The organism is Variovorax sp. GW822-FHT04E09 (assembly GCF_058800845.1).
On sequence record NZ_JBXAMR010000001.1, the window covers coordinates 953,756 to 971,269 of the forward strand.

The 17,514-nt window shown below is 67.8% G+C and carries 20 protein-coding genes; 4 read left to right on the forward strand and 16 right to left on the reverse strand.

Features of this window, described 5'->3' with window-relative positions; translation table 11 throughout:
* Nucleotides 1–2: 2 nt before the first annotated feature.
* Together AC1RL8_RS04560 and AC1RL8_RS04565 are read right to left on the reverse strand one after the other, a co-directional pair.
* Nucleotides 3–524 (reverse strand): ribosomal protein L7/L12, encoded by a 522-nt coding sequence (locus AC1RL8_RS04560; RefSeq protein ID WP_492684028.1) that lies wholly within the window; start codon nucleotides 522–524, stop codon nucleotides 3–5.
* Between the two features lie 59 nt (nucleotides 525–583).
* Complete coding sequence (locus AC1RL8_RS04565; RefSeq protein WP_062480734.1) at nucleotides 584–1,306, reverse strand: ABC transporter ATP-binding protein; 723 nt, start codon at nucleotides 1,304–1,306, stop codon at nucleotides 584–586.
* 36 nt (nucleotides 1,307–1,342) lie between these two features.
* Between AC1RL8_RS04565 and AC1RL8_RS04570 the strand changes: the two genes are divergently transcribed.
* Nucleotides 1,343–1,978: an arylesterase gene (locus AC1RL8_RS04570; protein ID WP_255221200.1), complete on the forward strand. Its 636-nt coding sequence runs from the start codon at nucleotides 1,343–1,345 to the stop codon at nucleotides 1,976–1,978.
* 93 nt (nucleotides 1,979–2,071) lie between these two features.
* Here AC1RL8_RS04570 and AC1RL8_RS04575 read toward each other — a convergent pair whose 3' ends face one another.
* The 3 genes from AC1RL8_RS04575 to AC1RL8_RS04585 form a co-directional block, all read right to left on the reverse strand.
* Nucleotides 2,072–2,275 (reverse strand): hypothetical protein, encoded by a 204-nt coding sequence (locus AC1RL8_RS04575; protein WP_062480739.1) that lies wholly within the window; start codon nucleotides 2,273–2,275, stop codon nucleotides 2,072–2,074.
* 70 nt (nucleotides 2,276–2,345) lie between these two features.
* Nucleotides 2,346–3,311: a hypothetical protein gene (locus AC1RL8_RS04580; protein ID WP_492684029.1), complete on the reverse strand. Its 966-nt coding sequence runs from the start codon at nucleotides 3,309–3,311 to the stop codon at nucleotides 2,346–2,348.
* A 6-nt stretch (nucleotides 3,312–3,317) separates the two neighbouring features.
* Nucleotides 3,318–4,511: a PLP-dependent transferase gene (locus AC1RL8_RS04585; protein ID WP_070060997.1), complete on the reverse strand. Its 1,194-nt coding sequence runs from the start codon at nucleotides 4,509–4,511 to the stop codon at nucleotides 3,318–3,320.
* A 134-nt stretch (nucleotides 4,512–4,645) separates the two neighbouring features.
* Here AC1RL8_RS04585 and AC1RL8_RS04590 point away from each other — a divergent pair, with 134 nt between their 5' ends.
* From AC1RL8_RS04590 to AC1RL8_RS04600, 3 genes are all read left to right on the forward strand, one after another.
* Entirely contained in the window at nucleotides 4,646–5,401 is a 756-nt protein-coding gene (locus AC1RL8_RS04590) for a M48 family metallopeptidase (protein WP_062480745.1), read from the forward strand.
* Between the two features lie 79 nt (nucleotides 5,402–5,480).
* Nucleotides 5,481–6,362 (forward strand): helix-turn-helix domain-containing protein, encoded by an 882-nt coding sequence (locus AC1RL8_RS04595; protein WP_492684030.1) that lies wholly within the window; start codon nucleotides 5,481–5,483, stop codon nucleotides 6,360–6,362.
* Nucleotides 6,363–6,437: 75 nt separating this feature from the next.
* Nucleotides 6,438–6,908 (forward strand): VOC family protein, encoded by a 471-nt coding sequence (locus tag AC1RL8_RS04600; RefSeq protein ID WP_159271542.1) that lies wholly within the window; start codon nucleotides 6,438–6,440, stop codon nucleotides 6,906–6,908.
* A gap of 31 nt (nucleotides 6,909–6,939) precedes the next feature.
* Here the strand turns inward: AC1RL8_RS04600 and AC1RL8_RS04605 are convergent, their stop codons facing one another.
* The 11 genes from AC1RL8_RS04605 to AC1RL8_RS04655 all read right to left on the reverse strand — a co-directional run bounded on the left by AC1RL8_RS04605 (nucleotide 6,940) and on the right by AC1RL8_RS04655 (nucleotide 17,514).
* Nucleotides 6,940–7,464: a phosphoribosyltransferase gene (locus AC1RL8_RS04605; protein WP_062480750.1), complete on the reverse strand. Its 525-nt coding sequence runs from the start codon at nucleotides 7,462–7,464 to the stop codon at nucleotides 6,940–6,942.
* Between the two features lie 18 nt (nucleotides 7,465–7,482).
* Complete coding sequence (locus tag AC1RL8_RS04610) at nucleotides 7,483–8,814, reverse strand: adenylosuccinate synthase (RefSeq protein WP_062480752.1); 1,332 nt, start codon at nucleotides 8,812–8,814, stop codon at nucleotides 7,483–7,485.
* 22 nt (nucleotides 8,815–8,836) lie between these two features.
* Nucleotides 8,837–9,997, reverse strand: coding sequence for an ATP phosphoribosyltransferase regulatory subunit (locus AC1RL8_RS04615; protein WP_070061002.1), 1,161 nt, complete (start codon nucleotides 9,995–9,997; stop codon nucleotides 8,837–8,839).
* Nucleotides 9,998–10,041: 44 nt separating this feature from the next.
* Complete coding sequence (locus AC1RL8_RS04620) at nucleotides 10,042–10,230, reverse strand: DUF2065 domain-containing protein (protein ID WP_492684031.1); 189 nt, start codon at nucleotides 10,228–10,230, stop codon at nucleotides 10,042–10,044.
* 37 nt (nucleotides 10,231–10,267) lie between these two features.
* On the reverse strand, nucleotides 10,268–11,155 hold the full coding sequence (hflC, locus tag AC1RL8_RS04625) for a protease modulator HflC (protein WP_062480758.1): 888 nt from the start codon (nucleotides 11,153–11,155) through the stop codon (nucleotides 10,268–10,270).
* A gap of 17 nt (nucleotides 11,156–11,172) precedes the next feature.
* A complete protein-coding gene (gene hflK, locus AC1RL8_RS04630) occupies nucleotides 11,173–12,549 on the reverse strand; it encodes an FtsH protease activity modulator HflK (protein ID WP_070061003.1) in 1,377 nt (458 codons plus the stop codon).
* Between the two features lie 74 nt (nucleotides 12,550–12,623).
* Nucleotides 12,624–13,793 carry a GTPase HflX gene (hflX, locus tag AC1RL8_RS04635; protein WP_095947220.1) on the reverse strand — a complete coding sequence of 390 codons (1,170 nt, stop codon included), beginning with the start codon at nucleotides 13,791–13,793 and terminating at the stop codon, nucleotides 12,624–12,626.
* 53 nt (nucleotides 13,794–13,846) lie between these two features.
* On the reverse strand, nucleotides 13,847–14,092 hold the full coding sequence (gene hfq, locus AC1RL8_RS04640) for an RNA chaperone Hfq (RefSeq protein ID WP_056582504.1): 246 nt from the start codon (nucleotides 14,090–14,092) through the stop codon (nucleotides 13,847–13,849).
* A 164-nt stretch (nucleotides 14,093–14,256) separates the two neighbouring features.
* Entirely contained in the window at nucleotides 14,257–15,600 is a 1,344-nt protein-coding gene (gene der, locus AC1RL8_RS04645) for a ribosome biogenesis GTPase Der (protein WP_062480763.1), read from the reverse strand.
* A 66-nt stretch (nucleotides 15,601–15,666) separates the two neighbouring features.
* The gene (gene bamB / locus AC1RL8_RS04650) at nucleotides 15,667–16,809 is read right to left on the reverse strand and encodes an outer membrane protein assembly factor BamB (protein WP_062480765.1); all 1,143 of its coding nucleotides are present in this window, start codon (nucleotides 16,807–16,809) and stop codon (nucleotides 15,667–15,669) included.
* A 12-nt stretch (nucleotides 16,810–16,821) separates the two neighbouring features.
* Nucleotides 16,822–17,514, reverse strand: coding sequence for a YfgM family protein (locus AC1RL8_RS04655; RefSeq protein ID WP_099790062.1), 693 nt, complete (start codon nucleotides 17,512–17,514; stop codon nucleotides 16,822–16,824).

A 17,514-nucleotide genomic window follows, 5' to 3' on the forward strand; every position in this document is an offset into this window, starting at 1 on the left:
CCTCAGGCGCCCTTGAAATACGACCACGCCGCCGCCGCGATCAGCAGCACGACGATCACCGGCAGCCACTTGAAGCCGCCGCCCGTCACGCGGCCCGGCTCGGCCATCGGGTTCACCGCAGCGCTCGACGGCAGGTGCCCGAAGTCGCCGGCGGCCGGGTTCTGGTGCGCCTCGACCAGCTGCTTGGCCTCGGCCAGGCCCAGGCCGGTGGCCTCGCGCGTGAGGCGCACGGCCTCGACCTTCTGGCCTCGCGCCAGGGCCGCGAGCGCGGCGGCCGGCACGGCGGCGGGGCCGTTGCCCTGCATGCCGCTGCCCGTCTCGGCCACAGCCTCGCCCCGGCCCCAGTCGCCTTCCTGCCAGTCGGCCGGCGCGCCTGCGGCGACCGCGCCGCTGTTGGCATAGCGCTCGACGGCCTCCTTGGACGACTTGAGGTCCATGCCGGTGCGCTCGCGCACGATCTTGATGGCTTCGATCAGGTTGCCGCGCTCGAGGGCGGCGATGGCCTCGGGGGGAAGCTGGGTCATGAACTCTCCTCTGTGTTCGGGGAGCGCCGCGGGAGCCGGGCGCTGTCTTTTTTGCTGGCTCAGGCGGCCTGAGCGACGGTCGATTCGGGTGTTTTTTCGTTGAGCGCCACGCGCCCGGCTTCGATGGTGATGCGCCGTTCGCACTGCGAGGCGATGCTGCGGTCGTGCGTGACCAGCACCAGCGTGGTTCCCAGCTCGCGGTTCAGGTCGAACATGAGTTTCATGACCTGCTCACCGGTCGCGAAGTCGAGGCTGCCGGTGGGCTCGTCGGCCAGCAGCAGGGCCGGCTGGACCACGAAGGCCCGCGCCAGCGCCACGCGCTGCTGCTCGCCGCCCGACAGCACCTTCGGGTAGTGGCCCAGGCGCTGGCCCAGCCCGACGCGGCCCAGCATCTCGGTGGCGGCCTTGCGCGCGTCCTTGCGGTTGGCCAGCTCCAGCGGCAGCATGACGTTCTCGAGCGCGCTCAGGTTGCCCAGCAGCTGGAAGCTCTGGAACACGAAGCCCACGCGCTGGGCGCGCAGCGCGGCGCGCTCGTCCTCGTCGATGGCGAAGATGTCGTCGCCCGCCAGCTTCACGGTGCCGCGCGTGGGCGTGTCCAGCCCGGCAATGATCGACAGCAAGGTGCTCTTGCCGGAGCCCGAGGCGCCGACGATGGCGGCGGTTTCCCGCGCGCCCAGGGTGAAATGGATGTCCTGCAGAATGTCCAGCGTGCCGGCCGAGTCGGTGACGGACTTGAAGACATGCTCGACGGCGACAATGGCATCAGACGGGGGTTGGGACATGAAAGGCTTTTCGTTTTGAATCGACGTGACTTTATCTTGACCACCGCCGCGCTCGGCAGCGCGGGGGCATGGACGGGTGCTGCGGCCCAGGCACAGACGGCATCGGCCGGCAAGCCGGTGATCCTCGTGCTCGGTGATTCGCTGAGCGCAGAGTACGGCCTCAAGCGCGGCGAAGGCTGGGTACCCTTGCTGGAAAAAAGGCTTGCGCAGCAGAAGATCGCAGCCTCGGTGGTCAACGCCAGCATCAGCGGCGACACCAGCTCCGGCGGTCGCGCCCGCTTCCCGGCCCTGCTGGCACAGCACAAGCCCAGCCACGTGGTGCTGGAGCTGGGCGCCAACGACGCCCTGCGCGGCCTGCCGCTGTCGAACACCGAAGACAACCTGCTGCAGATCACCAAGGCCGCGCAGGCCGCGGGCGCGCGGGTGCTGATCGTCGGCATCCAGGTGCCGCCGAACTACGGCGGCGACTACACGCGGCGCTTCGAGGCCGTGTTCGCGAAGGTGGCGGGCGCGACGAAGTCGGCGCTGGTGCCGTTCCTGCTCAAGGGCGTCGCCGATGCGCCCGACGCCATGACGCTGTTCCAGTCCGACCGCATCCACCCGACCGCCGCGGCACAGCCGCAGATCCTGGACAACGTCTGGCCGGAGCTGCGCAAGCTGCTGCCCAAGTAGCCTCGCCTCCTTGCGCGCGCCCCAAAGAAAAAGCCGCCGCAGGCCTGCGCCTGCAGCGGCTTTTCTGTTTTCAGGGGTGCCAGGAACGAGGGGTCATCCGTTCTTGGTCGGCAACTCGGGCGCCGTGGGGGGATCGCGTTCGAGCGATGCCACGTCGGTCTCCGGGTCTCCGGGGGCCAGCCCGTCGCTGCTCGGATTGAGCTTGCGGTTCGCCTTCTCCCGGAGCTTTTCTTCCTTCTTTTTCTTCTTGGCCAGCTCTTTCTGGCGCTTCTCGTAGCCGTAATTGGGTGTTGCCACTGCTTCTCCTTCAGGCGAGGCAGTCAGGGTGACTGCGCTTCAGCCTACTGTAAGCGATAACGGTGCAGTCTCAAGACGCGGCGCCAGCGGCCGTTTCGAACTCGAACACACCTTGCAAACCCGGATAACGCTGGTGCATGAACCAGCCCATGGCCCCTGCGCCGGCCACCAGGGCCAGGACCGCCGCGGCCACCATCCATCCGATGTGTTCGCCCATCGGCCAGAGGACGATCACGGCCAGCACCGGCAACAGCCCGGCAAGCGATGACAGCCACATCCAGCGCCTCGGGGCGGGCATGGGCGCCCAGGTCTGCGGGTCGATGCCGGCATCGATGAACACCTCGGCGTCGAAGCGCAGGCGTGGCCTCGGCTGGGTGGCCAGGTGCAGCAACAGCGCACGCAGCAGCACGGCCCGGTTGCGAAAGCGAAGGACACGGCCGGTGTCGACGGTGAGCGCCAGGGGCAGCCGGATTTCCCTGGGTTCGCCACCCCGTGCCACCTGCTGGAACACCAGCCGCTTGACGATGGCTTCGCTCGATACGAACTCGGTCTTCACGTCATGGAAACCCGCGCGCGCACGGCACACCTCGCGCCAACGCACCACCTGCGGCGATGCCGGGTCGCCCCAGTGCATGCCGTCCGCGTCGACCCGCAGCATCCCCTCGCCCACGCGCGGAAACTGGCGCAGCAGATACCAGATGCCGCCGCCCAGCACCCCGAAGAGCAACAGTCCGAGCAGCAGGAGGATCGCTTCGTTGCCGCGCGCGTTGGACCAGTCCTCCTCGAGCATCACGGCGGCGACGAGCCCTGCCGCGATCAACGCGAAAAGCGCCACGAAGCCACCGATGAAGAGTCGCGTGCCGCGCAGGTCGGGCACGCCTTCCAGCGGGCCGGACTGCGCGAGCGCCTCCAGCACCTGCACGGGCACGTCCAGCACCCGCGACGCGACGGCCCGTGACGCGGGCGCCGCCGCATCGCGCGCAGCCGGCGGCGCGACGCGCTGGCCCTTGCGGTGTTTCCTGCCCACTGCGCGCAACAGCGCCTACATCTGCAGCAGCGCCTGCTGCAGGTCGGCACGCAGGTCGTCCACGTCCTCCAGGCCGACCGAGAAACGCACCAGCGTGCCCTTGTAGGGCCAGCGGGCCACGCTGGCGTCGCGCATCAGGCCGATGTCGTAGGGCACGACGAGGCTGATCGGGCCGCCCCACGAATAGCCGAGGCGGAAGAGCTTCAGGCTGTCGCAGAAGCGATCGACCTGCTCGGTGCTGAAGCGTTCGTCGAACACCACCGAGAACAGGCCCGCGGCCAGGTCGGTGGCACCGCACAGCGCGCGCCAGTTGGCGTGGCCCGGCGAATCCTCGAGCGCGGGGTGCAGCACCTGCGCAATCTCTTCGCAGCCGTTGAGCCAGCCGGCCAGCTCGCGCGCCGCGCGGTCGTGCGCGGCGTAGCGCAGCGCCATGCTCGGCAGCGAGCGCAGCAGGGTTTCGACGTCGCCCACGCCGATACCGAAGCCCGTGCGCATGTGGGTGAGCTTGAGCGCGCGGTGCAGGCGCTCGTCGCGCGTGACGACGCTGCCCATGAGCACGTCGCCACCGCCGCTCGGGTACTTGGTGAGCGCGTGCACCGACACGTCGACGCCCTGCCCCGTGCCGTTGAAATCGAAGGGCGCGAAGGCCAGGCCCGCGCCCCAGGTGTTGTCCAGCGCGGTCATCACGCCGCGTTCGCGGCAGACCTCGGCCAGCGCCGGCAGGTTGGGGAATTCCATCGTCACCGAGCCGGCCGCCTCGAGCCACACCAGCCGCGTGCGGTGCGAGAGCTTGGCTTCCAGGTCGGACGGATTCATCGCGTCGTACAGGCGGTGCGTGATGCCGAAATTGGCGAGCTCGCCGGTGGCCAGCGCCTTGGTGGGGCCGTAGGCGTTGTCGGGAATCAGCACTTCGTCGCCGGTCTTGAGGAACGCGAAGGAGACCAGCGAGATCGCGGCCAGCCCGCTGGGCACGAGCAGGCATTCGGTGCCGCCTTCGAGCGTGGCCAGGCGTTCCTCGAGCGTGAAGGTGGTGGGCGTGCCGTGCAGGCCGTAGGTGTAGCCGGCCTTGGTCTTCCAGTCGCGCGCGCGCATGGCGGCGACGTCGGCGAAGAACACGGTCGAGGCCTTGAACACGCCGGGCTGCGGCGCAGCGAAGGTGGCCGGCGGCGTGTAGGGATGGTGGATCAGGGTCGTGGAAGGCTTGCTCATGTGCCGATGCTAGCGCCCCGCGAGGAACCCTCGACGGCCGTGACATTCTCCGTGCGGTGTCGACGGCCTTGGCCGGATCGCACGCGCATTGCGGATAGAGTTGCCCCTCCGAAAATAAAGGGAGGATTTTCTCGATGCGTCATCTGCTCATCACCATCACGGCCGCTGCGGCCCTGTCCGCCTGCGGCGGCATGAAGAACCTGGATTCGAACGCGCTCGCGGGCGCCGGCGGCAGCGCCTTCAAGGCCATGTCGCTCACCGACGGCGACGTGCAGGCCCTGGCCAACCAGTCCTGCGCCGAGCTCGACAAGAGCTCCAAGGTCGCGGGCCCCGCCGATGCCTACAGCAAGCGCCTGGAGCGCGTGCGCCAGGGCCTGCCTACCACCATCGGTGGCCAGCCCGCCAGCTACAAGGTCTACCTCACGAAGGACGTGAACGCCTGGGCCATGGGCAACGGCTGCATCCGCGTCTACAGCGGCCTCATGGACCTCATGAACGACGACGAGCTGCGCGGCATCATCGGCCACGAGATCGGCCACGTCGCCCTGGGTCACAGCAAGAAGGCCATGCAGACCGCCTACGCCGTGTCGGCCGCGCGCGGCCTGGCCGGCGCCACCGGCAATGCGGCGATCACGCAGCTGTCGTCCTCGCAGATCGGCGACTTCGCCGAGAAACTGGTCAACGCGCAGTTCTCGCAATCACAGGAAACCGACTCCGACAACTACGCCTTCGACCTGCTGACCACGCAGAAGCTCAAGCGCGAAGGCCTCGTCACGGCGTTCCAGAAGCTGGCCAAGCTCGACGGCGGCAAGAGCTCGATGCTCAGCTCGCACCCCGCTTCCGGCGACCGCGCCGCCAACATCCAGAAGCGCCTCGCAACGAGCAAGTAAGCAGCCTGGGCCCGGGCGGCTGCTCGGCGCACAATGCGCCGATGCTCACCCGCCCGCCCTTGCCGGGGCCCGTCGCGCCATGCAGCTGACGCGGCCCCCGTCCCCTCATCTGCGGCCCTTCCTGCGGCTGCTGTGGGCCTCGGCGCCCGAGGGCACACCCGACACACGCACCGGCGCCCGCGAGCACGTGCTGCCCACGGGCGGCATGCACCTGGTGTTCCGGCTGTCGGGGCCGCCGCTGCGACTCTTCGACGACACACGCGACCTGCGCGGCCACACGGTCGGCCATGCCATCGTCGGCGGCGCGCGCGCCGCTTTCTACCTGCGCGATGTGTCGGTGGCGACACGCTCGGTCGGCGCGCAATTGCACCCCGGTGCGGCCCGGCTGCTGCTCGGCGCACCTGAAGACGCCCTGGGCGGGCGCCACACGCCGCTCGACGCGCTGTGGGGCGAAGGCCAGACCGCCGACGCGCTCGAACAGCTGCATGCATCGTCCGACGACTCGGCCCGGCAACTGGACGTGTTCGAGGCCCTGCTGACCCGGCGCCTGGCCGCTGCCACCCTGCCCCGCACCAGCCCGCGCGGCCTGCACCCGGCCGTGGCCGCCTCGCTGGGACAGATGACGCGCGACACGCCCGCATCGATCGCCGCGCTGGTGGCGCGCAGCGGCTACAGCCACCGGCGCTTCATCGCGCTGTTCCGCGCGGCGGTCGGGCTCGCGCCCAAGGAATACGCCCGCGTGATGCGCTTCGATCGCGTGCTGGCGCTGGCTGCCGACGATCCCGCGCGCGCCTGGGCCGATATCGCGCTCGCCGCGGGCTACAGCGACCAGGCGCACCTGAGCCGCGAGTTCTCGGTGCTGGCCGGCCTGTCGCCACAGGCCTGGCGGCAGACGGGGGCAGCGTCGCCGCGTCATGTGCCGGCTGTCGGCGCGGCAGGTCAAATTCCTTCAAGACGCTAGCGCCGGGGCTGCGCAGAATCGGCGCCACGGTCCCCGTTTCAACATCCGATTCAAGAAAGAAAGGCAGGTCCCGCCATGGCCATCCACGAGCTGTTTCCGTACCTCTGCGTCGACAACGCCGCCGCCGCCGTCGACTTCTATTGCCACGTGTTCGAGGTGAAGGAAATCTTTCGGCTGACAGAGCCCAGCGGCCGCATCGGGCACGTCGAGCTGGACTTTCACAACGGCGCGATCCTGATGATCTCGGACGAGTTCGCCGAGTTCAACATCCGCTCGCCCAAGGCGCTCGGCGGCAGCGCCGTGACACTGCACCTGCACGTGGACGACGCCGATGCCCTAGTCGCGCGCGCGGTCGCCGCGGGCGCCACGCTGGACATGGCACCGCAGGATCAGTTCTATGGGGAGCGTTCCGGCGTCTTCCGCGACCCCTTCGGTCACCGGTGGAACGTGGGTCACAGCATCGAGAAGCTGACGCCGGAGGAAATGCAGCGGCGCTACACCGCGATGTTCGACACCCCCGGCGGCGGCAGCTGCAGCAGCAGCTGAGTGCGCCGGCCGGTGGTGCCAGGGCCGGTCGTCAGACCGACCACTTCTCGATCAGCTTCTCGGCGCCCAGCGAGTCGTAGCCCTCGAAGGGCTGGTGGATCCACGGGTTGGTGGCCAGAAACTCGACCGAATAGTCGGGCGTGAAGGTCGACAGTGCCTTGGTCCAGATGACCGCGCTGCGCAGCTCGGTGATCGGCTGGTAGTTGTTGCGCAGCATGTCCATCACGGCGTGCAGCGTGTGGCCCGAATCGGCCAGGTCGTCCACCAGCAGCACCTTGCCGGCGATCTCGCCCTTGGGGGTGGTGATGTAGCGGGCGATGTCGAGATGGCCCTGGATCGTGCCGGCGTCGGCGCGGTAGGAGCTGGTCGACATGATCGCCAGCGGCTTGTCGAAGATGCGCGAGAGCACATCGCCCGGGCGCATGCCGCCGCGCGCCAGGCACAGGATGGTGTCGAACTCCCAGCCCGACTGGTGCACCTTGATCGCGAGCTTCTCGATCAGGTTGTGGTACTCGTCGTAGCTGACGTAGAGATGTTTGCCGTCTTCGGTCAACATGGTCTGGTTCGTTCCTGTTCAGTCTGCGAGGTAGGGGTGGCGCATCATGATCGTGTGGTCGCGATCAGGGCTCGTGGACACCATGTGGATCGGCACGCCGGTGACCTGCTCGATGCGCTGCAGGTACAGCCGCGCATTGACCGGCAGCTTGTCGTACTGCGTGACGCCCACGGTGCTTTCGGTCCAGCCTTCGAGGGTTTCGTAGATCGGCGTGCAGCGCTCGATCTCGTCCGCGCCCATCGGCAGGATGTCGGTGGTTTCGCCGTCGAGTTCGTAGCCGGTGCACAGCTCGAGCTTCTCGAGGCCGTCGAGCACGTCCAGCTTGGTGATGCACAGGCCCGACAGGCCGTTGACCTGCGCCGAGCGCTTGAGCAGCGCGGCGTCGAACCAGCCGCAACGGCGGCTGCGGCCGGTGGTCACGCCCTTCTCGGCGCCCACGGTGCTCATGTGGTAGCCGGGGGTGCCCGGCGTGGCCCAGTCGAGCTCGGTGGGGAACGGACCGCCGCCCACGCGGGTGCAGTAGGCCTTGGTGATGCCCAGCACGTAGTGCAGCATGCCCGGGCCCACGCCCGAACCGGCGGCGGCATTGCCGGCCACGCAGTTGCTCGAGGTGACGTACGGGTAGGTGCCGTGGTCGACGTCGAGCAGCGTGCCCTGCGCGCCTTCGAACAGCAGGTTGGCGCCGGCCTTGTGGGCGTCGTTCAGCTCGCGCGACACGTCGGCCATCATGGGCTTGAGCAGCGCGGCATGGCGCATGGCCTCGTCGAACACGGTGTCGTAGTCGATGGCGGGCGCGCCCAGCACCTGCGTGAGCACGTGGTTGTGCAGCTCGAGCAGCACGCGCAGCTTGGCGGCGAAACGCTCGGGGTGCTTCAAATCTTGCACGCGCAGCGCGCGGCGGGCGATCTTGTCTTCGTAGGCCGGGCCGATCCCGCGGCCGGTGGTGCCGATCTTCTCGATGCCACCCTTTTCGCGGTAGGCCTCGCGCGCGATGTCCAGCGCGGCGTGGAACGGCAGGATCAGCGGACAGGCCTCGCTGATGCGCAGGCGCGAACGCACTTCGACGCCGGCTTTCTCCAGGCCTTCGATTTCCTCGAACAGCTTGGCCGCCGACAGCACCACGCCGTTGCCGATGTAGCACTTGACGCCGGGCCGCATGATGCCGCTCGGGATCAGATGCAGCGCGGTCTTCACGCCGTTGATGACCAGCGTGTGGCCCGCGTTGTGGCCGCCCTGGAAACGGACCACGCCCTGGGCGCTTTCCGTCAGCCAGTCAACCAGCTTGCCCTTGCCTTCGTCGCCCCACTGGGTCCCGACGACGACCACGTTTCTTCCGGTGGTTACGCTCATGCTCGTTCCATTGCTTAAAAATTCAGATCGCTCGGACACTCCATTGGCCGGCCTGCTCGACGAGCTCGCGGTCGCAATGGAATTCATCGATTTCGCTGCCATGTCCGGGCAGCACGCAGACAACCGTTTCGCCGGCCTTGCGCAGTTGGGCGATGGCCTCGCGCAGGCCGGCCGCGTCGCTCCAGGGCGCACGGATGGCGGCGCGCAGCGGACGCGCCGGCAGCACGCCGACGAGTTCGCGCACATCGAGGCTGAAGCCGACGGCCGGACGGTTGCGGCCGAACACGGCGCCCACCTCGTCGTAGCGGCCACCGCGCACCAGCGAGTCGGCCGCGCCCGGCACGTAGATGCCGAAACGCATGCCGCTGTAGTAGGCGTAGCCGCGCAGGTCGGCCAGGTCGAAGCTGATCTGGCGCCCTGCCGTGCCGTTCAGGCCTGCGGCGAGTTGCTTCAGGTCGGCCAGCGCCGCGGCCACGGTGGGCGTGCCCTTCAGGGCCTTGGCGGCCTCGTCGAGCACGGCCACATCGCCGTACAGGCCCACGAGGGCGCGCAAGCCGTCGCGTGACGCAGCGGGGAAATCCTTGGTGAGCGCCTGCAGCTCGCTCGCGTCCTTGGCGGCCAGCGCGGCATGCACGCGGGCGATCGCGGCGGCATCGACCGGCACGCCGGCGAACAGCGCGCGCACGATGCGGGCGTCGGCCAGGTCGACGATCACGCCGTCGCGCAGGCCGGCGGCGTCGAGGCAGTCGAGCGCCAGCAGCAGGGTTTCGGTGTCGGCTTCCAGGCCGGCGTGGCCGTAGATCTCGGCGCCGAACTGCAGCGGCTCGCGGGTGGCGTGCGGGCGGTCGGGCCGGGTGTGGACCACCGGACCGCAGTAGCACAGGCGGGCCACGCCGTCGCGGTTCAGCAGGTGGGCATCGATGCGCGCCACCTGGGGGGTGGTGTCGGCACGCAGGCCCATGCTGCGACCGGAGAGCTGGTCGACGAGCTTGAAGGTTTGGAGGTCGAGCGCCTCGCCGGTGCCCGAAAGCAGCGACTCCAGGTGCTCGAGCAGCGGCGGCATCACCAGCTCGTAGCCATAGCCACGGGCGGTATCGAGCAGCTGGCGTCGAAGTTCTTCGATGTGGCGCGCCTCGGAGGGCAGCACATCGGCAATGTGATCCGGGAGGACCCAGGCGGACATGGGGATCGGGGGCGTGGTTAAACCGGGATTCTACCGGGCCCGAGCTACCCCAGAGCCCAGAGCAGTACCAAACCCAGCAGGATGCTGCAAAGACCGAAGAAACGCAGCTGGCCGTCGCGCAGCTGCAGCAATTGGCTGAAGCCGCGCCGCCACCCGCCCGGCGAGACGAAAGGCAGGATGCCTTCGATCACAAGGACCAGCGCCAACGCGCTCCAAAAGGTGTCAGCGCTCACGGCTCCAGGCAGGACAGCGGAAACGGACGGCCCGTGGTTACTTGCGCGCCGAGCCGGAGCTCTGCATGGCGCGGAAGAAGTCCGAGGACGGGTCGAGCACCATCACGTCGCTCTTCTTGTTGAAGCTCTGCTTGTAGGCCTCGAGGCTGCGATAGAACTGGGCGAACTGCGGATCGCGGCCGAAGGCCTCGCTGTAGGTCGCGGCAGCCTGGGCATCGCCCTCGCCCTTGATCTTCTGGGCGTCGCGGTAGGCGTTGGCCACGATCACTTCGCGCTGACGGTCGGCGTCGGCGCGGATCTTCTCGCCTTCGGCCGTGCCGGTGGAACGCAGCTCGTTGGCCACGCGCTTGCGTTCGGCTTCCATGCGGCGGTAGACCGATTCGGTGATGGCTTCCACGTAGTCCACGCGGGTGATGCGCACGTCGACCACGTCGACGCCCCAGGGCTTGGCACCCTTCACCACGGCCAGCACTTCGCGCTGCACGTCTGCCATCAGGGCTTCGCGGCGCACCGAGATCAGGTCGCGCACGGTGCGCTTGTTGATGTTTTCCTGGAAGGCGTTGCGCACCACGCGGTTCAGCTGCATGGCGCCCGCGTTCTCGTCGAGGCCGACGTTGCGGATGTAGGCCTGCGGGTCGGAGATGCGCCAGCGCACGTACCAGTCGATCACCACGCGCTGCTTTTCAGCGGTGAGCATGGGCTCGGTGTCCAGGCTCGAGAGCGTCAGCAGGCGCTTGTCGATGTACGACACGTTCTGGAACGGCGGCGGCAGCTTGAAGTTGAGGCCGGGCTCGGTGATGACCTGCTTGATCTGGCCGAGGGCATAGACCACGCCGAACTGGCGCTGGTCGACCACGAAAAGGGTCGAGCTCAGCAGCACGAGCAGGACGAGGACCGAGGTGGCGATGAAACCGATTCTGTTCATGTTGTTCCGGGCCTTTCTCAGCGCACGTCGCGGTCACGCGAGCGGCCGTCACGGGCGCGCACGTCGGTGGTGGCGGGCGCCACCGGGATCACCGACGACTGGGTCGGTGCGGTGCCTGCCACGCTGGGGCTGGCGGCGTCCACGGGCGTGGCTGTGTTGCCACCGCCTTGCTGCATCAGCTTGTCGAGCGGCAGGTACAGCAGGTTGGAGCCCTGCTTGCTGTCGACCAGCACCTTGGTCGTGCTGGCGTAGATCTGCTGCATGGCGTCGGTGTACATGCGGTCGCGCGTCACCTGCGGCGCCTTCTGGTATTCGGTCAGCACCGAGCTGAAGCGACCGGCGTCACCCTGTGCCTGCGCCACGATGCGGGCCTTGTAGGCCTCGGATTCTTCCTTCAGGCGCGACGAGGTACCGGTGGCCAGCGGCACGACGTTGTTGGCGTAGGCCTCGGCGTCGTTCTTGGCGCGCTCGCGCTCCTGGCCGGCCTTGAGCACGTCGTCGAAGGCAGCCTGCACCTGCTCGGGCGGACGCACGCCGCCCTGCTGCAGGTTGATGCCGACGACTTCGACACCGACCTTGTAGCGGTCGAGGATGGTCTGCATCAGTGCGCGCACGCGGGGAGCGATCTGGTCGCGCTCCTCGGCGAGCGCCGCGTCCATCTTCATCTTGCCGACCACTTCGCGCACGGAGCTTTCGGCCACCTGCACGATGGTTTCAGCGGGCGACTTGCTCTCGTAGAGCCAAGCGCGCGCATCGCTCAGGCGGTACTGCACGGCGAACTTGATTTCGACGATGTTTTCGTCTTCGGTCAGCATGGCCGATTCGCGCAGGCCGGTGGAACGCACGATGGCGTCGCGGCCCACGTCGGTGGAACGGATCTGCGTGGTCACCACGACTTCGTGGCGTTGAATGGGATACGGCAGGCGCCAGTTGAAGCCGGCATTCACCGTCGACTTGTAGCGACCGAATTGCGTCACCACGGCCTGCTGGCCTTCGTTCACGATGAAGAAGCCGGTGCCGAGCCAGATCAGGACCGCCACGGCGGCCACGAGGCCGATGCCGAAGCCGGCGTTCTTCATGTCGGGCTTGTAGCCGTTGCCACCACCGCCGCCGGTGCCATTGGGGCGATTGCCACCGCCCTTGCCGCCGCCGAAGAAACCACCGAGCTTGCGATTGAGGTCGCGCCAGAGTTCGTCGAGGTCGGGCGGACCCTGGTTCGGGCCCTGGCCGCGCGGGCGATTGCCGTTGCCATTGTTGTTCTGGTTGCCGCTCGAAGGCGGCGGGATCGGGGCGCCGGGGGGATCGGCATCGGGCGGCCGGTTGCCGGCCGGGCGGTCGCCGTTGGAGGACGGCTCGTCGCCGCGACCCCATCGGCCATCGTTCAGGTTGAACATGCCCAGAAACCCTCTCCGCGCTGGCTTTGCATTCATTCGCTTCGTTCTCGTGTCAGTGGCGGGATTGTGCCCAATCAAGGGGCCGCATCGTGCAATTCAGCGTCCGCCTCAGGGGTCATCGTATCGGCGACGGAACCCGACTGCCGGGCCAGCTCGGCCCGCAGCAGCGGCAGGCCTTCGCCGGTCCTGGCGCTGAGGAAGATGCGGGGAACCTGCACGCCGTCGATTTCCATCTCGTCCTGCAGATGCAGCGGATGTTGCGCGCTTTCAAGGGCGTCGAGCTTGTTGAACACCAGCAGTTGCGGCACGTCGCCCGCGCCGATGTCCTGCAGCACCGACTGGACCTCGGCCATCTGCTCGGGATAGTGCGGGTTGGAGGCGTCGATCACGTGCAGCAGCAGGTCGGCATCGACCGCTTCCTGCAAGGTGGCCTTGAACGCGTCGACCAGGCCGTGCGGCAGGTCGCGGATGAAGCCCACCGTGTCGGAGATCGACACCTGCCGGCGCGCATCGCCCAGGTAGAGGTTGCGCGTGGTGGTGTCGAGCGTGGCGAACAGTTGGTCGGCCGCATAGGCGCGCGCCTTGACCATCGCATTGAAGATCGACGATTTGCCCGCGTTGGTGTAGCCGACGAGCGAGATGTTGAAGGTCTCGCGGCGCTCGCGCTGGCGGCGCTGCGTGCTGCGCTGCTTCTGCACCTTGGCCAGGCGCTCGCGCGTGCGCTTGATCGACTCGTTGATCATGCGGCGGTCGAGCTCGATCTGCTTCTCACCCGGGCCGCCGCGCACACCTGCACCGCCGGTCTGGCGCTCCAGGTGGGACCAACGACGGACCAGCCGCGTGCTCAGGTACTGCAGGCGAGCCAGCTCGACCTGCAGCTTGCCTTCGTGCGAACGGGCGCGCTGGGCGAAGATCTCGAGGATGAGGAAGGTGCGGTCGTAGACCGCGACATCGAGCTGGCGCTCGAGGTTGCGCTGCTGCGCAGGGCTCAAGGACTGGTCGAAGATGACCTCGCTCGCCCTGTGCATGGCGGCGAGCTCCTTGATCTCTTCGGCCTTGCCGCTGCCGACAAACAGCGCCGCATCGGGCGCCTTGCGCTTGCAGGCCAGGCGGGCAACGGGCGTCAGGCCCGCGGTTTGCGCGAGCAGGCCGAGTTCTTCGAGCTCGCTGTCGAAATGGGGCAGCCCGAAATCGACACCGACGAGAACGGCGGCGCCTTCCTGGCGGGGGATCGAATCAGACAAGCGGAATCAGATATGGAAAAAGCGCGGCGGGGTTGCCGCCGCGCTCCGCGCGATCAGGCGGCGGCGTCGTCGTTCTCGTTGGCCGAGAAGTTGACGGCACGACCCGGCACGATGGTGGAAATGGCGTGCTTGTAGACCATTTGCGTCACTGTATTGCGAAGCAACACGACGTATTGATCGAAGGACTCGATCTGGCCTTGCAGCTTGATGCCGTTCACCAAATAAATGGAAACCGGCACATGCTCGCGACGCAAGGTGTTCAGAAACGGGTCTTGCAGAAGTTGCCCTTTATTGCTCACGATATTCTCCGTGTTCAAGAGTAGTTGTTGGAGAGATGACCTTAACACAGGGTTTCTGCGCCGCAGCAATCGGGGTCAAAAGCCTTGAGAAAATAACGGTTCTCAAAAGACGGAACTTCCGCTCCTGCTGCGGCTCAACGGCTGCCATCGGCAGCCAAGCGCCCTCAGTTGTCCTTGTCCACGAACGGATTCTGCGAGCTTTTGAACTGGATCCGCAAGGGCGTGCCCACGAGGTCGAATTCCTTGCGGAAACGCCCTTCCAGGAAACGCTTGTAGGCGTCGGTCACATGCTCCAGCGAATTGCCGTGAATGATGATCACGGGCGGATTCATGCCGCCCTGGTGCGCATAGCGCAGCTTGGGCCGGAACATGCCTCCGCGCTGGGGCGCCTGGAATTGCACCGCCTCCAGCAGCAGGCGCGTCAGCACCGGCGTCGACATCTTGCGCGTGGCCGACTTGTGGGCCTGTGCAATGGCCTGCCACACCGGCCCCAGGCCCTGGCGCTTGATGGCCGAAATGAAATGCAATGACGCGAACTTCAGGAACGGCAGGCGGGTTTCGATCTGCCGCTGGATCTGCTCGCGCTGGTAGCTGTCGACCGCGTCCCATTTGTTGATGGCGATCACCACGGCACGTCCGCTTTCGAGGATGTAGCCGGCGATGTGCGCGTCCTGGTCGGTCACGCCCTGCGTGGCGTCGAGCAGCAGCAGCACGACGTTGGCCGACTCGATGGCCTGCAGCGTCTTGACCACCGAGAACTTCTCGATCGCCTCGAAGACCCTGCCCTTGCGGCGCAGGCCGGCGGTGTCGATCAGCTCGAAGCGCTGGCCGTTGCGCTCGAAGGGCACCGAGATCGCGTCGCGCGTCGTGCCGGGCATGTCGAAGGCCACCAGGCGCTCTTCGCCCAACCAGGTGTTGATCAGCGTCGACTTGCCGACGTTGGGCCGGCCGGCCACGGCCAGCTTGATCGGCTTGTTGACGTCGTCTTCGTCTTCCTCGTCGTCCGGGTCAGCCAGGTTCAGTGGCGCGAGCGCCAGCTCGACCAGGTCGCGCATGCCCTGCCCGTGCGCCGCGGACACGCCGTGCACGTCGCCGAAGCCCAGCTCGTAGAAGTCGACCAGCTTGGTGCCGTCGTGCATGCCTTCGGCCTTGTTGGCCGCCAGCACGCAGGGCTTGCCCAGCCGGCGCAGCTCGTTGGCGATGTCGTGGTCTTGCGCCGACAGGCCTTCGCGGGCATCGACCACGAAGATCACGACGTCGGCCTCGGCCACGGCCTGCCGCGTCTGCTTGGCCATTTCCTTGTAGATGCCGCTGCCGGCATCGGGCTCGAAGCCGCCGGTGTCGATCACGATGAACTCGTGCTTGCCCAGGCGGCCGTTGCCGTAGTGGCGGTCGCGTGTGAGGCCGGCGAAGTCGGCGACGATGGCGTCGCGCGTCTGGGTCAGGCGGTTGAAGAGCGTCGACTTGCCGACGTTGGGACGGCCGACCAGGGCCACGACCGGCTTCATGGCCGGCCTTTCGATGGCGCGGTTTTCATGGTCGGGCCTTGGAAGTAAGAGAAAGACAAAAAATGATTATTCAGGGCGGTAACCGAACACGCCACCCTTGGCGGTCACGACAACCACCGTGTTGCCGGCCAGGACCGGCGTCACGGTGATGGCCGAGCCATCGGGCGTCACGCGGTTCAGCAGCGCACCGTCTTCACGCGACACGAAGTGCAGCGTGCCGGTGCTCTCGCCGATGATCAGCGAGCGGCCCACGGCCAGCGGTGCGGTCAGTTCGCGGTTCTTCAGGCGGCTCATCTGCCATGCGCGTTCGCCGTCGGCGCGGCGCCAAGCGGTGACGCTGCCGTCGGATTCGGTGCCATAGAGAAAGCGCTCGTCGCCGCTCACGCCGTCGGCGCCCGAGGCCGGCTTGCTCCAGAGCAGCTGACCGCGCAGCGTGTCGACGCAGCCGACGCTGGCGTAGTAGGCGCGTGCGCAGACCGTGTCGCCGTAGCGGCTCACGCTGCCGGTCAGGTCGACTAGGCGTTCCACGTCGTTGGTGCCGCGCGGGGCGGCGATGGGCGCTTCCCAGCGCGAGCTGCCGTTGCCGGGGTTCATGCCGACGAGTCGGCCGCCCAGACCGGCGACCAGCGTGTCGCCGACCGCGATCAGCACGCCCGACTTGCGCAGCACGAGGTTTTCGCCCGGGCGCTGTTGCTGCCACAGGCGACGGCCGCTCTGGCCGTCCCAGGCGCTGACGCTGCGGTCGGCGGTCTGCACGAAGACGCGGCGACCGGCCACCAGCGGTGCGGTGAAGGCCTGGGCCGACAGGCGCTGCTTCCACAGCACCTTGCCGTTCTCGATGGCGACCACTTCGTTGTTGGTGGTGACCACGGCCGTCAGCGAGCCGTCGCTGCCGACACCGGCCGCCAGCGGCGCGCCGGCGCTGGCGCGCCAGGTTTCGCGACCGGCGCGGGCGTCGATGGCGACGACCGTGCCGTCGCTGCCGGCCACGGTCACGATGTCGCCGCTGACATCGGCGGTGAGCGGGAATTCGACGCCCGGAATCCGCACGTTCCAGGCCTGGCGCACACCCATCAGGGACGGGTTGGCCGGCAGCTCGGCGGGCTTGGGCTTGCCGGAGCCCGAGCAGGCGGCCAGGAGCGCTACCAGAACAAGAGCAGAACCCGCGCGCAGGGCGGTCGATTCAGGCATGAAACGCTTGAAATTCATGAGGGTGTGCGATCAGGAGTTCTTGGGAACGGCGGGCGTCACGGTGACGGTCGGCGCCAGGGTCTTCGGGTCGACACCGACCGCATTGAGCTTGATCTCGACCAGCCGGCGGTAGTCCGAGCCGGCGCCGAGGCCGGTCCAAGCCTTACGGTACTCGGCCTGCGCCTCGTCGCGCTTGCCTTGCGCCATGTAGATGTCGCCCTTGCGGTCGGCCACCAGCGGTTCGAATTCGGTCGGCACCTTGCCGTCGAGTTGCTTGAGCGCATCGTCGTAAGACTTGGCATCGAGCAGTTCGGCTGCGAGACGCAGCTTGGCGATGGCCTGGTAGCCCGGGTCGACGGCGTTCTGCGCGACCCAGCCCAGCGCCGCGCGCGAGCCGTCGGCATTGCCCTTGTCGAACAGCGTCTTGGCGACCAGCAGGCCGGCCTGTTGTGCGTAGGCGGTGCCCGCGAAGCGCTCCTTCATGTCGGTCATCACGCGCTGGATGCGCTCGACGTCGCCCGACTGCGTGCTGCGCTCGACCTCGTCATAAAGGGCCGCGGCCTGGGCAGCCTTGGTGCGCTGGTAGTACTGCCAGCCGTTCCAGGCCACGAAGGCGCCGGCGACGAGCAGCACGGCCCAGGTGATCAGGGTGCCGTAGGTGTTCCAGAAATGCTTGAGCTGGTCGAGCTGTTCCTGTTCTTCGAGGTCGAGATGGGTGGCCAT

Coding starts and splice junctions, on each gene's coding strand:
- AC1RL8_RS04560 (WP_492684028.1), bottom strand. CDS start 524: ATGACCCAGCTTCCCCCCGAGGCCATCGCCGCCCTCGAGCGCGGCAAC.
- AC1RL8_RS04565 (WP_062480734.1), bottom strand. CDS start 1,306: ATGTCCCAACCCCCGTCTGATGCCATTGTCGCCGTCGAGCATGTCTTC.
- AC1RL8_RS04585 (WP_070060997.1), bottom strand. CDS start 4,511: ATGAGCAAGCCTTCCACGACCCTGATCCACCATCCCTACACGCCGCCG.
- AC1RL8_RS04590 (WP_062480745.1), top strand. CDS start 4,646: ATGCGTCATCTGCTCATCACCATCACGGCCGCTGCGGCCCTGTCCGCC.
- AC1RL8_RS04595 (WP_492684030.1), top strand. CDS start 5,481: ATGCAGCTGACGCGGCCCCCGTCCCCTCATCTGCGGCCCTTCCTGCGG.
- AC1RL8_RS04600 (WP_159271542.1), top strand. CDS start 6,438: ATGGCCATCCACGAGCTGTTTCCGTACCTCTGCGTCGACAACGCCGCC.
- AC1RL8_RS04605 (WP_062480750.1), bottom strand. CDS start 7,464: ATGTTGACCGAAGACGGCAAACATCTCTACGTCAGCTACGACGAGTAC.
- AC1RL8_RS04610 (WP_062480752.1), bottom strand. CDS start 8,814: ATGAGCGTAACCACCGGAAGAAACGTGGTCGTCGTCGGGACCCAGTGG.
- AC1RL8_RS04615 (WP_070061002.1), bottom strand. CDS start 9,997: ATGTCCGCCTGGGTCCTCCCGGATCACATTGCCGATGTGCTGCCCTCC.
- hflC (WP_062480758.1), bottom strand. CDS start 11,155: ATGAACAGAATCGGTTTCATCGCCACCTCGGTCCTCGTCCTGCTCGTG.
- hflK (WP_070061003.1), bottom strand. CDS start 12,549: ATGTTCAACCTGAACGATGGCCGATGGGGTCGCGGCGACGAGCCGTCC.
- der (WP_062480763.1), bottom strand. CDS start 15,600: ATGAAGCCGGTCGTGGCCCTGGTCGGCCGTCCCAACGTCGGCAAGTCG.
- bamB (WP_062480765.1), bottom strand. CDS start 16,809: ATGAATTTCAAGCGTTTCATGCCTGAATCGACCGCCCTGCGCGCGGGT.
- AC1RL8_RS04655 (WP_099790062.1), bottom strand. CDS start 17,514: ATGGCCACCCATCTCGACCTCGAAGAACAGGAACAGCTCGACCAGCTC.